Annotated in this window: 12 protein-coding genes; 3 read left to right on the forward strand and 9 right to left on the reverse strand. The window is 68.6% G+C overall.

The window, feature by feature from the left end; translation table 11 throughout:
- Window positions 1–36: 36 nt before the first annotated feature.
- Both HQK15_RS12660 and HQK15_RS12665 read left to right on the forward strand, forming a co-directional pair.
- Window positions 37–1,581 (forward strand): M20/M25/M40 family metallo-hydrolase, encoded by a 1,545-nt coding sequence (locus HQK15_RS12660; protein WP_173491856.1) that lies wholly within the window; start codon window positions 37–39, stop codon window positions 1,579–1,581.
- 44 nt (window positions 1,582–1,625) lie between these two features.
- Window positions 1,626–2,546, forward strand: coding sequence for a 5'-3' exonuclease (locus tag HQK15_RS12665; protein WP_367649163.1), 921 nt, complete (start codon window positions 1,626–1,628; stop codon window positions 2,544–2,546).
- Between the two features lie 165 nt (window positions 2,547–2,711).
- On the opposite strand, the gene HQK15_RS12670 is transcribed toward HQK15_RS12665, so the two are convergent.
- The 9 genes from HQK15_RS12670 to pafA all read right to left on the reverse strand — a co-directional run bounded on the left by HQK15_RS12670 (window position 2,712) and on the right by pafA (window position 12,401).
- Window positions 2,712–3,083, reverse strand: coding sequence for a bleomycin resistance protein (locus HQK15_RS12670; RefSeq protein ID WP_173491857.1), 372 nt, complete (start codon window positions 3,081–3,083; stop codon window positions 2,712–2,714).
- Between the two features lie 283 nt (window positions 3,084–3,366).
- Entirely contained in the window at window positions 3,367–6,093 is a 2,727-nt protein-coding gene (locus HQK15_RS12675) for a DEAD/DEAH box helicase (RefSeq protein WP_173491858.1), read from the reverse strand.
- 9 nt (window positions 6,094–6,102) lie between these two features.
- Window positions 6,103–6,984 carry a diacylglycerol kinase gene (locus HQK15_RS12680; RefSeq protein ID WP_173491859.1) on the reverse strand — a complete coding sequence of 294 codons (882 nt, stop codon included), beginning with the start codon at window positions 6,982–6,984 and terminating at the stop codon, window positions 6,103–6,105.
- Window positions 6,985–7,023: 39 nt separating this feature from the next.
- Complete coding sequence (gene tatC / locus HQK15_RS12685; RefSeq protein ID WP_254450990.1) at window positions 7,024–7,794, reverse strand: twin-arginine translocase subunit TatC; 771 nt, start codon at window positions 7,792–7,794, stop codon at window positions 7,024–7,026.
- 57 nt (window positions 7,795–7,851) lie between these two features.
- Window positions 7,852–8,097, reverse strand: a complete 246-nt coding sequence (tatA, locus tag HQK15_RS12690; RefSeq protein ID WP_173491860.1) for a Sec-independent protein translocase subunit TatA — start codon at window positions 8,095–8,097, stop codon at window positions 7,852–7,854.
- Between the two features lie 9 nt (window positions 8,098–8,106).
- Complete coding sequence (locus HQK15_RS19130) at window positions 8,107–9,075, reverse strand: helix-turn-helix transcriptional regulator (protein ID WP_173491861.1); 969 nt, start codon at window positions 9,073–9,075, stop codon at window positions 8,107–8,109.
- On the reverse strand, window positions 9,072–10,043 hold the full coding sequence (locus HQK15_RS12700; protein ID WP_173491862.1) for a helix-turn-helix transcriptional regulator: 972 nt from the start codon (window positions 10,041–10,043) through the stop codon (window positions 9,072–9,074). The genes HQK15_RS19130 and HQK15_RS12700 overlap by 4 nt, the downstream gene beginning before the upstream one ends.
- Window positions 10,044–10,055: 12 nt before the next feature.
- On the reverse strand, window positions 10,056–10,970 hold the full coding sequence (locus HQK15_RS12705; RefSeq protein ID WP_173491863.1) for an FKBP-type peptidyl-prolyl cis-trans isomerase: 915 nt from the start codon (window positions 10,968–10,970) through the stop codon (window positions 10,056–10,058).
- A 69-nt stretch (window positions 10,971–11,039) separates the two neighbouring features.
- Entirely contained in the window at window positions 11,040–12,401 is a 1,362-nt protein-coding gene (pafA, locus tag HQK15_RS12710; RefSeq protein ID WP_173491864.1) for a Pup--protein ligase, read from the reverse strand.
- Window positions 12,402–12,586: 185 nt separating this feature from the next.
- On the opposite strand from pafA, the gene HQK15_RS12715 reads away from it, so the two are divergent.
- The gene (locus tag HQK15_RS12715; RefSeq protein ID WP_217361665.1) at window positions 12,587–13,066 is read left to right on the forward strand and encodes a hypothetical protein; all 480 of its coding nucleotides are present in this window, start codon (window positions 12,587–12,589) and stop codon (window positions 13,064–13,066) included.
- The last annotated feature ends 41 nt before the right edge of the window (window positions 13,067–13,107 follow it).

A 13,107-nucleotide genomic window follows, 5' to 3' on the forward strand; every position in this document is an offset into this window, starting at 1 on the left:
CTGTGAGGCGCACACCACAACGACCGGGGGGTCAACATGCGCAAGACGCTGTACTCCGCAGCTGCTGTCGTCCTGACGAGCAGCCTCGCCATCGCCGTACCGGCGGACGCGAAGAGCAATCACCATCCCAAGGGCGTCGACACCAGTCGGCTCACCAAGGCGGTCACCGTCAACGGCCAGCTCACGACCTTGCGCCAGCTGCAGGTCATCGCCGACCGCAACGACGGCAACCGCGCCTCGGGTCTGCCGGGCTACGACCAGTCGGCCAGCTACGTGGCGGCCCAGCTCAAGAAGGCCGGCTACAAGGTCACGAAGCAGACCTTCACCTTCCCCTTCAGCCGCGACCTCGAGCCGGCCACCTTGGCCCAGGTGACGCCCGAGGCCAAGGACATCGAGACCGAGGCGTTCGACTACTCCGGCTCCGGTGACGTCACGGGAGCCGTGACGCCGATCAACGTCAGCATCCCGCCGGGCGACCCGGGCTCGACGCCGTCGGGCTGCGAGGCGTCCGACTTCCCGGCGGCGGGCTCCGAGCCGTCGGTGGCCCTGGTGCAGCGCGGACTCTGCAACTTCGGCGTCAAGGCCGCCAACGCCGAGGCCGCCGGCTACGACGCCGTCATCATCTTCAACGAGGGCCAGGAGGGACGCCAGGAGCTCCTGACCGGAACCCTCGGAGACCCGGTCGACATTCCCGTCGTCGGCATCTCGTACGACGACGGTGTCGCGCTCAACGAGGCCGCCGGCGCGACCGTGCGGGTCACGACCAAGACCGAGGTCGACCTGAACCGCGAGACGACCAACGTCATCGCCGACCTGCCGCGCAAGACCAAGAACCCCGACCAGGTCGTCGTCGTGGGCGCGCACCTCGACAGCGTCGCTGCCGGTCCCGGCATCAACGACAACGGCACCGGCACCGCCGGCGTCCTCGAGATCGCCAAGCAGTACGTCAAGACGGGCTATGCCAAGAAGGCCCAGCGTCCGGTGCGGTTCGCCTTCTGGGGAGCCGAGGAGAAGGGCCTGCTCGGCGCCTACCACTACGTCGAGAGCCTGACCGACGCCCAGCGGGCGAAGATCTACGCCAACCTCAACTTCGACATGATCGGCTCGCCCAACTTCGCGCGCTTCGTCTATGACGGCGACGGGTCGTCGGACGGCAACGCCGGTCCGGCCGGCTCGGCGGAGATCGAGAAGGTCTTCCTCGACTACTTCGGCAAGAAGAAGCTCTCGTCGGCGCCCACCTCGTTCGACGGTCGCTCCGACTACGGGCCGTTCATCGAGGTCGGCATCCCGGCCGGTGGTCTGTTCAGCGGCGCCGAGGGCATCAAGACGCCCGAGGAGGCCACGCTGTTCGGTGGCACGGCCGGCGCGGCGTACGACTCGTGCTACCACCAGGCGTGCGACGACATCACCAACCTGAGCACACGGTCGATCGACCAGCTCGGTGACGCTGCGGCTCACTCCGTGGCGGTGCTGGCACTGTCGAAGAAGGGTCTCTACGGCGACCAGAAGCGGTCCACGTCCGCATCGGCCGCCAAGAAGCTCGCCCAGAAGGCGAGCCACGGTCACGCGCTGACGCGCTGATCCACGCAACCCCGCGACCGTGGGGCATGTCCTAGAGTCAGACTGTGTCTCCTCAAGGCGTGCCCCACGGTCGACTTCTGCTGCTCGACAGCGCGAGCCTGTACTTCCGGGCGTTCTTCGGCATCCCCAAGACGCTCACGGCTCCTGACGGCACGGCCGTCAACGCCCTGCGCGGCATCCTCGACTTCACGTCGTCGCTGACGACGCAGTACTCCCCCGAGGCCGTCGTGGCCTGCTGGGACGACGACTGGCGGCCGCAGTGGCGTGTCGACCTGCTCGACACCTACAAGACCCAGCGGCTCGACGCCGCGGGCGAGGAGGCTGACACGACCGACGGCCTCCTCGGCCCCCAGGTGCCGCTCATCGCGGAGGCCTTCGGCCTGCTCGGCATCCCGGTCGTCGGTGCTGCCGACGCCGAGGCCGACGACGTGATCGGCACGCTGGCCGAGGCCTGGGACGGGCCCGTCGACGTCGTGACGGGAGATCGTGACCTGTTCCAGCTCGTGGACGACGCGCGCGACATCCGAGTGCTCTACGTCGCTAAGGGCGTGTCGAAGCACGACGTCGTCGACAACGACTGGATCCGCGCGAAGTACGGCATCGACGCCGCGGACTACGTCGACTTCGCGGTCATGCGGGGTGATCCGTCCGACGGCCTTCCGGGCGTCGCCGGCATCGGCGACAAGACCGGCGCCGTGCTGCTCGAGGAGTTCGGCGACCTCGACGGCATCGCCGCGGCGGCCCGTGACGAGTCGTCGTCGATCAAGCCGCGGGTGCGGCAGTCCTTGCTCGACTCGGGCGACTACATCGCCGCCGCCCGCAAGGTCGTCGCGGTTCGGCGCGACGTCTGCGAGCTGCCCGACCTGTCCGGCACACCCGACACCGAGGCCTTCACGGCGTTCGGCGAGCGCTGGGGGCTCGGCGGCGTCACGGAGCGCGCCCTGAAGGCTCGCGACCTGCCCTGACCCATCGGTCGAGAGTCGGTCACTGACACCGGGCAGACCTGGTGCTTGATTTCCGGTCATCAAGCACCAGCTCGGATGGCGCGTCGTCGCCAGAAGCTCAATGGACGCGGGCTTGGCAGCAGACAACTTGAGGCGACGCGCCTTCACACGGGGCGGTCCTTCACGTCAGGAGACTGGCGACCCAATGCGAATCAAGTTTCCGCTTCGATCGACGACCGCGAACTCGCACATCTCATAGTCGGTGACCACAGGTGCCACGATCCGACTTCCGGTCGACCTGTCCGCGACGACACTGTCGACCCATGAGTCGTAGAGGCGCCGAGCATCAGCGACGTAGACGTAGCAGCTGGCCGCAGTGCGAAGCGGATCAACACCAGGCTCGGCGTAGAAGTGAAGAATCACTGCACCTCGGCCAAGGATCAGGTAGTCCCACTCCTCGGGCGGCGCGCCGCGATTCTCGAAACCGAGTGCCTCGTAGAACGCCAAGGTCTCCAGCAGATCTCTGCTCGGCAGGATCGGCACAGCTAGCTCGTCCACAGGGCGAGTCTAGGGGGAGAGCCGTGAGTACCGTGGCGGTCCCGTGTTCTCGACCAAGGCACTGTGTGATCGAGGATCCACAGCCCTCAGGCTACGACGTCTCCGGGAGCACTGGGACTTCGCGGGCTTGCCTGCTCCGTCGCGCAATGAATGAGGCATATGGGTAGTCCCCGCTACCGAAAACACTCATCGTCCGATGGGCCACCACGGATGATGAGGCCTTTGGGTAGCTCCAGCTGCCCAAAACCCTCATCATCCGCGCAAGAACTGGCCGCCGCGGCCGTCAGCTCGAGATGCTGGTGTAGCTGACGACGCCGTGCCGCAGCAGGTCGAGCGACTCGCGGGCCGTCGTGCGCAACGGCCCTGAGCCTGCCGCGTCGGCGACCTGCGCGACGACATCGATGAGCTGCTTCATGGCCCGGACGAAGTCGCCGGCCGCAAGGTCCATCTCGCTGAGGACGTCGTCGAGGGTCGCGTCGTTGCACCATGACCAGACGGCCTGGGCGAAGCCGAAGTCGGGCTGGCGGAGGAACCGCACACGGTGCTCACGCTCGAGGCGTTGCAGGTCGGTGCAGACGTCGGTCATGGTCGTCGCGACCTCGCGGACGTTCTTGGTCGGGAACCGTGCCGTGGGCAGCTCGTCGGCGCTGCGGGACTCGAACGTCAGCCCGCTGACGACCGCGGCGAGCTCGGCGGCGTCCAGACCCTCCCACGTGCCCTGGCGCAGGCACTCGCTGACCAGCAGGTCGAGGTCGCTGTAGAGCCGCTTGAGCTTCATGCCGTCGGCGGTGACCTCGTCGCCGTCGAGGTAGCCCAGCACGTCGAGCACCTCGCACACGCGGTCGAACTGACGAGCGATGGTGTTGGTGCGCTGCTCGATCCGGCCCCGCTGGTTCTTGGTGTCGCGCTCGAGCTTGAGGTAGCGCTCGGCCCACCGGGCGTGCTTCTCGCGGTCCGGGCACTCGTGGCACGGGTGCTCGCGCAGCTTCTGGCGGATGGCCGCGATCCGCGGGTCCTCGCGGGTCGGCTGGTCACGATAGGGCTTGTCGCGGCGCCACGAGGCGGCGTCGGCGCGTCCACGCAGCGCCGACGCGAGATCGCGCCTGGCCTGCGGGTTGCGGGGGTTGAACGACTTGGGGATGCGCATCGTCGTGAGGGCCTCGACGGGCGCCGGGAAGTCGATCAGGGCGAGCCGGCGCGCGTGCCTGTTGGCCGTCAGCACCATGGGGCGCGGACCCTCGTTGTCGGTGACGCGTCCCGGGTCGAGCACGACCGCCAGGCCGGCGAACTTGCCGACCGGGACGTGGATGACATCGCCGGGCTTCAGCTTGACCAGCGAGGCGATGACGTCCTCGCGCTCGGCCTGACGACGGGCCTTGGAGCCGGACGCCTCGATGTCGGTCAGGTCGCGACGCAGCTGGGCGTACTCCATGAAGTCGCCCCGGTCGCAGGAGATCTGCTCGCTGTAGCCCTCCAGGACGTCGTCGGAGCGGCGGATGTCGCGCGCCATCCCCACGACGGCCCGGTCGGCCTGGAACTGCGCGAACGACTGCTCCAGCAGCTCGCGGGCAACCGTGCGGCCGACCTGGCCCACCAGGTTGACCGCCATGTTGTAGGAGGGGTGGAACGACGAGTTGAGCGGGTAGGTGCGCGTGCTCGCGAGGCCGGCGACCTGCTTGGGGTCGAGCCCGGGCTGCCACAGGACGACGCCGTGCCCCTCGACGTCGATGCCGCGGCGCCCGGCGCGACCGGTCAGCTGGGTGTACTCCCCCGGCGTGATGTTGGCGTGCGTCTCGCCGTTCCACTTCGAGAGCTTCTCGATGACGACCGACCGTGCCGGCATGTTGATGCCCAGCGCGAGCGTCTCGGTGGCGAAGATGACCTTGACGAAGCCGTCGCTGAACAGGTCCTCGACGCATTCCTTGAACGTCGGCAGCATGCCGGCGTGGTGGGCGGCGATGCCGCGGACGAGCGCGTCGCGGAACTCGTAGTAGCCGAGCACGTGCAGGTCGTCCTCGGGCAGGTGCGAGCAGGCGGCGTCGACGAACGCGCCGATCTCGGCCTGCTCCTCGGGCGTCGTGAGGGTGATGCGGGCGTCGAGGCACTGCTGTACCGCGGTGGCACACCCGGCCCGGCTGAAGACGAAGCAGATCGCGGGCAGCAGGCCCTCGGCGTCGAGCCGTTCGACGACCTCGACCCGGCTGGGCGTGCGGTTGCGGCTGTGCGGCCGCTTGCCGCCCTTGCCCTTGTGGCCCTTCATCATGCGGCTGAGCTGCCAGTCCTCGCGCGCCAGGCGCTCGAGCGCCCGGTTGACCTCGATGCCCCGGTCGTCGGCGCTGGGCTCGAAGAGCGGGAACATCTTGCGCCCGACCAGCACGTGCTGGTGCAGCGGGATGGGGCGTCGTTCCTCGACGATCGTGACGGTGTCGCCGCGCACCTCGGTGAGCCAGTCGCCGAACTCCTCGGCGTTGGACACGGTGGCCGACAGCGAGATCACCGACACCGACTCGGCGAGGTGGATGATGACCTCCTCCCACACGGCGCCGCGCATGCGGTCGGCCAGGTAGTGGACCTCGTCCATCACGACGTAGCCGAGCGTGTCGAGCGTGCGCGAGCCCGCGTAGAGCATGTTGCGCAGCACCTCGGTCGTCATCACGACGACGGGAGCCTCACCGTTGATCGTGTTGTCACCGGTCAGCAGGCCGACGTTCTCGGCGCCGTAGCGGTCGACGAGGTCGGCGAACTTCTGGTTGGACAGGGCTTTGATCGGCGTCGTGTAGAAGCACTTGCGGCCCGTCGCGATCGCAAGATGGACGGCGAACTCGCCCACCAACGTCTTGCCCGAGCCGGTCGGGGCCGCCACCAGGACGCCGTGCCCGTCCTCGACGGCCCGGCAGGCCTCGACCTGGAAGCCGTCGAGACCGAAGTCGTAGAGACCGCGGAACTCCGCGAGGTGGGGATACTGCCTGCTGGCCCGGGACTGTGCGTACTTCTCCGCCGGCGAGCTCATGCCCCCAGCCTACGGGGGCGGCCGTGGGGCGAAGACGCGCAACGCGCCCGGCTGGACGGTCGTCGTCATCGGGAGGGGCCCGAGACGCTCGCCGTCGCCGTACGCCACGATGTCCGGCGACGAGAGCGTCACCTCCCGCACGAGGTGCCGCTCGAACTCCGGCAGCGTGACGTGCGTGCCGCGGTACAGCTGCGGGAAGACCCGCAGGAACTTCACCTTGCTCACGGGGTTGATCACGACCACGTCAAGCAGGCCGTCGTCGAGCTCGGCTCCCTCGCAGATCCGCAGTCCGCCGCCGAAGGACGGACCGTTGCCGACGGCGACGAGCATCGCCTCACGCTCGATCGTCACGCCGTCGAGGGTCAACGTGAAGGGCAGCGGCTGGAACGCGCGCAGCTCGGCGACGATCGCGATGTTGTAGCGCATGTTGCCGCGCGGCCACGTCATCGCATTGGCTCGCTCGTTGACCTTGGAGTCGAACCCCGAGGCCACCACCGTGGCGACGTAGGCCTCGTCGGTGCGCGCCAGGTCGATCGTCCTGACGTGTCCCGCGACGATCAGGTCGATGGCGGCGTCGACGTCCTTGACCGGGATGCCGAGCGAGCGCGCGGTGTCGTTGCCGGTGCCGGCCGGGATGAGGCCGAACACGAGGTCGGAGTCGGCCACGTGGTCGAGCACGCCGTGCAGGGCCCCGTCGCCACCGACGACCACGACCCCGTGCAGGCCTGCGTCGATCGCCTGCTTGAGCTGGTCACGGGCCGACGGTGCGTCGTCACCCTGGATCGTCACGGTCGTGTGGCCGGCCTGCCCCAGACGCTCAGCCGCCCTCGCCGCGATCGACACTCCGCGACGCCTGCCGGAGGTGGGGTTGACGACGAGGGCGAGGTGCATGGCAGCAGCCTACGATCTGCCGGTCCCCGGCAGGGCGTTTCAGTCGTCCAGCGACGAGACCTCGTCGTCGGCCAGCTCTGCCTCGGCGGCGGCCTTGCCGCGCTTGCGGTCGGTGAGCTTCGCGATGATCTCGGAGATGAAGTACAGGACGGTCATCGGCGCGGCGAGGAACACCATCGTCAGCGGGTCGGTCGTGGGGGTCGCGATGGCCGCGAAGATGAAGATGCCGATGACGATCCACGGGCGGGCGTTGGCCAGCTGGCGGGCGCTGACGGCGCCGATGCGGTTGAGGATCACCACGACGAGCGGGATCTCGGCCGCGACGCCGAACACGAGCATCATCCGGATGATGAAGTCGAAGTACTCCGCACCCGTGAGCAGCGACCCGAACCCGTCGGGCACGAAGCCGATCAGCACCTCCATCGCCTTCGGCAGCACGATGTAGGCCAGGCCGGCACCGCTCACGAACAGCGGGGCCCCGGTCGCGGTGAGCAGCAGTGCCCAGCGCTTCTCGTTGCGGTGCAGCGCCGGGAGCACGAAGCCCCAGATCTGCCACAGCCACACGGGGCTGGACAGCAGGACGCCCACGACCAGCGAGATCTTCAGCTGGAACTGGAACGCGCCACCGATGCCGGTGATGACGATGTCGGTCTCGATGCCGCGGTCGGACAGCAGCGGACGGATGTCATTGTAGGGCTCGGTCAGGAAGTTGAGGATCGGCTCGTAGTAGATCCAGGCGACGACCGTACCGATGACGATGGCCAGCACGGCGCGCACCAGCCGTGTGCGCAGCTCGCGCAGGTGTCCCATGAGCGGCATCGTGCCGCCCGGTGCCGGGGCAGGCTTGCCGCTTCTCAGCGCCAAGCGTCAGGCCTGTCCGGACTTCTTGTTCAGCTCGGACGGCTCGGGCGCCTCGGTGGCCTCGATCGTCTCGAGGGACGCGGGCTTCGTGGGCTCGTCATCGTCGTCGTGCAGCGCCTTGACCTCGGTCTTGAAGATGCGCAGGGCCTTGCCCGAGCCGCGTGCGAGCTCGGGGAGCTTCTTGCCCCCGAAGAGCAGCAGCACGACGCCGAGCACGATCAAGATCTCGGTGGGGCCGATCTGACGGAACATGGGGTCTCCTCAAAGGGTGGTGACTGGTTCATCGTACGCCTGCAAGGCTAGGCGAGCGTCCTCAACCACCTGTGAACGGAGCGTGTCCGGCTCGATGACGGAGACCGACCCGGCGTTGCGGAGGACGAGGCGTCGCAGCCAGGCCCAGTCGGCGCCGTAGACCTTGGCCCGCCACACGCCGTCGTCGCTCTCCTCGATCAGGTCGACCTGGTAGTACTCGGTCAGCCAGTGCGCGCGGGGGTGCAGGTCGACGAGCACGTAGGGGGTCTGGTCGCCCACGGTGAAGAACCCGTCGGACAGGTCGCGCGGCGTGGCGTCGTGGTCCTCGGCGTCGGTGCCGGTGACCTGGGCCGCGAGGATGCGGTCGAGGCGGAAGAAGCGCAGGTCCTCGGCCTTGAGGCACCACGCCTCGAGATAGAGGCGACCCTGCTCGGTGAAGAGGCGTCGCGGGTCGACCTCGCGGTCGGACTGCTCGTCACGGGTCGCGGTGGCATACGTGATCTGCAGTCGCTTGCCACTGGCGAGGGCATGGACGATGGCGCCGTGGATGACGGGGTCGGTCTCGTCGAGCAGGACGTCGACGGGGGCCGACACGGTGTCGCCGACGGCGCTCTCGAGCTTGGCCAGCGCGCTGTCGATCACGGTGAGCTCGGGCCCGCTTGCCGATGCGCGCAGGGTGCGCAGCGCCACGATGAGCGCCACGCCCTCGCGCGCACTGATGCGCAGCGGACGGGTCATGAACTCCGCGTCACGGATGTGGACGATGCCGTCCTGCTCGAGCGCGGTGAGGTCGAAGTCGATCAGCTCGCCGGCGTACTCCCCCGTGCCGGTGTACATCAGCAGGCGCAGGTCGTCGCGGATGACCTTGGGGGTCACACCGAACTCGGCCGCCACCTCGTTGACCGGGACGCCGTCGTTGCCCTGCAGGTAGGGCACCATCGCGAGCATCCGCACGACCTGCTGCTGCGACCTGCTCACGAGGCTCCCTCCAGCTGGCCGCTCACGGCAGCACGCAGGCGCTGGATCACGGCCTCGCGCACGTCGGGAGGCGACACCACGACGACGTCGGGCCCGTAGGACGCGACCTCGGACGCCAGCTCCCAGCGCGACGAGTAGCGGATCTCGACCTCGTCGAGGTCGTCGCCCAGGGGGGTGACCTTCTCGGCGAGGCGGCGCAGCGACTGGCCTCGCCCGGTGCGGATGCGCAGGACCGCGGCCTCGACGGGATCGGGCGGGAACAGGGCCCGGGCGATCTCCTTCATGTCGGTGCCCTCGGGGATCTCGTAGGACCCCGGTGCTCCCTGGGTCTCGACGTCGCCGATGACGCGGGAGAGGCGGAAGATGCGGGCCGCATCGCGGTCGAGGTCGAAGCCTCCGACGTACCACCGGTCGTGCCACGAGATGATGCCCCACGGCTGCAGGTGTCGCGTCATGGGCTCGGCGTTGGGGCGGGCGTAGACGAAGGTCACCGGGACCCTTCGGGTGACCGCGTCCCACATCGCGTCGAACGACGGCTCGTCGGTCGACAGCTTGGGCTCGGCCATCCGCAGGACGCTGGTGTCGACGTCGACACCGATGGCCTTGAGCTTGACGAGAGCGGTGGTCGAGTCGCTCGCGAGCCCGGCATGCTCCCAGACCTGGGTGGCCAGACCGATGACGGCGGCCTCCTCGCGGGTCAGCTCGAGATCGGGCAGCTCGGCCTCGTCACGACGGATCCGGTAGCCCGGCTCGTCGTTGAAGTACTTGTCGTTCTGCCCCATCTCCACGTTGATGCCGAGCTCGCGGAGCTCTTCCTTGTCGCGCTCGAACTTGCGGTCGAACGCCTGCGGCGTCGAGTCGCGATAGTCGGCGATCGACTCGCGGATCTGGTCCTTCGTGAGGTACTGACGACTGACCAGGAGAGCGAAGATGAGGTTCATCAACCTCTCGGTCTTGCGCTCGGCCATGAAGAGAGGATGTCAGGAAGCGTCGAGCAAGTCGATGGCGAAGATCAGCGTGTCGCCCTTCTTGATGATGTCGCCCTGCGGGGCGTCGCCGTACGCCTTGTCGGCGGGACACACCAGGACGACCCGGCTGCCGATCGGCTGGCCGACCAGGAGGTCGTCCCAGCAGGCGATGAGGCCACCTGTGCCGACCGGGAAGCTCGCGGGCGCCTTGGACCACGACTCGTCGAAGACCTTGCCGTCGGGGTAGACCTGACCGACGTACTGCGCGGTGAGGGTCTGGCCCTTCTCGATCTTCGCGCCGTCGCCCTTGATGACGGTGTAGAGCGCTTCCTTGCTGACCTTCTTCTTGGTCTTGCCGGACGTCGTGAAGCCCGACGGGTGCTTGTCACCGTCGAGCTTGATCTGCGGGACGTCGGAGGGCAGCTTCTTGCTGGTGCCGGTCACCTCGGTCGGGACCTTGGAGACGATGTCGAAGACCAGCACCATGGTGTCGGCCTTCTTGATCTCGAAGCTCGGCTGACCCGTGGCGCCGAAGCCGTCCTTCGGTGGGATCGCGACGAGCACGCGGCTGCCGACCTTGCGGCCGTCGAGTCCCTTGACGAAACCGGCGAGGATCGTGGTGGTCGACAACGAGATCGTCTGGGGCGCGGCGGCGTAGGTGCTGTCGAACAGCTTGCCCGTGGTGCCGTTGACGCCGACGTAGTCGAGCTTGACCGAGTCGCCCTCCTTCAGCTCGTCGCCGCTGCCCTCCTTGAGGACCTTGCTCTCGGTCTTGGTGACCTTGAAGCCCTTGGTGACCGTGACCTTCGGGGTCTTGGCGTCGCTGACCTTGACGGCCGAGAGGTCTGCGCTCCCGCCGTCGTCACTGCCACCGCATCCTGCGAGGACGAGGCTTGCGGCAACGGATGCCAGGAGGATTCGACGCACGGGTACGACCTTCGGTGGACGGCAACAGATCGTGGCCCACTGTAACGGCCGCGCCAAAGGCCTCCGGACTCACATCCCGTCGATGAGTCGCTGGACCCGTTCGTCCTGGGAGCGGAAGGGATCCTTGCACAGGACCGTGCGCTGGGCCTGGTCGTTGAGCTTGAGGTGGACCCAGTCGACGGTGAAGTCGCGCCGCCGTTCCTGGGCCCGCTTGATGAAGTCGCCGCGCAGCCGCGCACGGGTCGTCTGCGGCGGGATCGACTTGGCCGCGAAGACGTCGAGGTCGTTGGTCACCCGGGCGACGGCGCCCTTCTTCTCCAGCAGGTAGAAGATGCCGCGGTCGCGTCGGATGTCGTGATAGGCGAGGTCGAGCTGCGCGATGCGGGGGTCGCTCCAGCTCATGTCGTGCGTGGTGCGGTAGCGGTCGAGCAGCTTGTACTTGATGACCCAGTCGACCTCACGCTCGACGAGCGACAGGTCCTCGGACTCCACGGCCTTGAGCGTGCGCTCCCACAGGTCGAGTGCACGGGTGATGGTGGGCGTGTGCAGGCCGTTCTTGTCGACGAACTCGGCGGCCTTGCCGAAGTACTCGGCCTGGATCTCCAGCGCCGACAGCTCACGGCCGTTGGCCAGCTGCACCTTGCGACGCCCGGTCATGTCGTGGGCGATCTCGCGGATCGCGCGGATCGGGTTGTCGAGCGTCATGTCGCGCATCGTCACGCCGCTCTCGATCATCCGCAGCACCAGGTCGGTCGTCGCGACCTTGAGCAGCGTCGTCGTCTCGCTCATGTTGGAGTCGCCGACGATGACGTGGAGGCGACGGAACCGCTCGGCATCGGCGTGCGGCTCGTCACGGGTGTTGATGATCGGGCGCGACCGGGTCGTGGCGCTGGAGACGCCCTCCCAGATGTGCTCGGCGCGCTGGCTGACCGAGAAGATCGTCCCGCGCGGGGTCTGCTGGATCTTGCCGGCGCCGCAGATGATCTGCCGCGACACCAGGAACGGGATCAGGACGTCGGCCAGGCGGCTGAACTCCCCCGCCCGGCTCACGAGGTAGTTCTCGTGGCAGCCGTAGGAGTTGCCGGCCGAGTCGGTGTTGTTCTTGAACAGATAGATGTCGCCCTCGACCCCGTCGTCGGCCAGTCGCTTCTGGGCGTCGATCATCAGGCCCTCGAGGATGCGCTCGCCCGCGCGGTCGTGCGTGACCAGGTCGACGAGGTCGTCGCACTCGGGCGTGGCGTACTCGGGGTGGCTGCCGACGTCGAGGTAGAGCCGGGCCCCGTTGCGCAGGAAGACGTTGCTGCTGCGACCCCACGAGACGACCCGCCGGAACAGGTAGCGCGCCACCTCGTCGGGCGACAGGCGGCGCTGGCCCTTGAACGAACACGTGACGCCGTACTCATTCTCGATGCCGAAGATCCGCCGGTCCATGGACACAGCCTAGTCGCGTGGGGGTTGCCGCGCGCCGCGACGCGCGAACCCGGGACCCTGACGGCCTGTGCGATCGTGGTGCGCACGAGCGACCGCGAGCCCGGCCATCCGCTGGCGGCGATGATCCGGTCGGCGGCCGAGGGCCGGTTTCCGCCGGTCGACGGTGGCTGGCACCGCGTGCCACCGTGGCGCGAGGGGCTCGAAGCCGCGGTCGCGTTCACGGGGCGCACGATCCGCGCCTGGTCTCGGCCGTCGCCGGATCCGGCAGCTGGATCGACAGCCTCGACGCGGTGCTCGTCGCCCGCGGCGCCGGTGGCCGGCCGGTGCTGGTCGACCGGCCTGATCTCGTCGATCACCCGCGCGTCGCGTTCGCGGCCGCCGTGCGCGACGAGCTGCGGGTCCTCGGCCGAGCGGATCCGGGACGCCGCGACGTCGTGATCGTCTCGCGCGGGCTGGCGGGCCTCACCGAGCTCAGCCTCGAGATCCAGCCGTCCCGTCGGGGCCACGGCGCGGCTGGGAACCTCGTCGCGGACGCGTTGACGAGCGTCCCGGCGGGCGAGATCGTGGTCGCGGCCGTCTCGCCCGGCAACGCCGCGAGCCTGCGTGCTCTGCTGGGCGCCGGCTTCACCCCGGTCGGCTCGATGCAGCTGTTCCGGCGGGCCTGACGAGCTGGTTCCCGCCGGTCTGCGATCCGCGTTCATCCCTG

Source organism: Aeromicrobium stalagmiti (genome assembly GCF_013283745.1).
GTDB classification, from domain to species: Bacteria; Actinomycetota; Actinomycetes; order Propionibacteriales; family Nocardioidaceae; genus Aeromicrobium; species Aeromicrobium stalagmiti.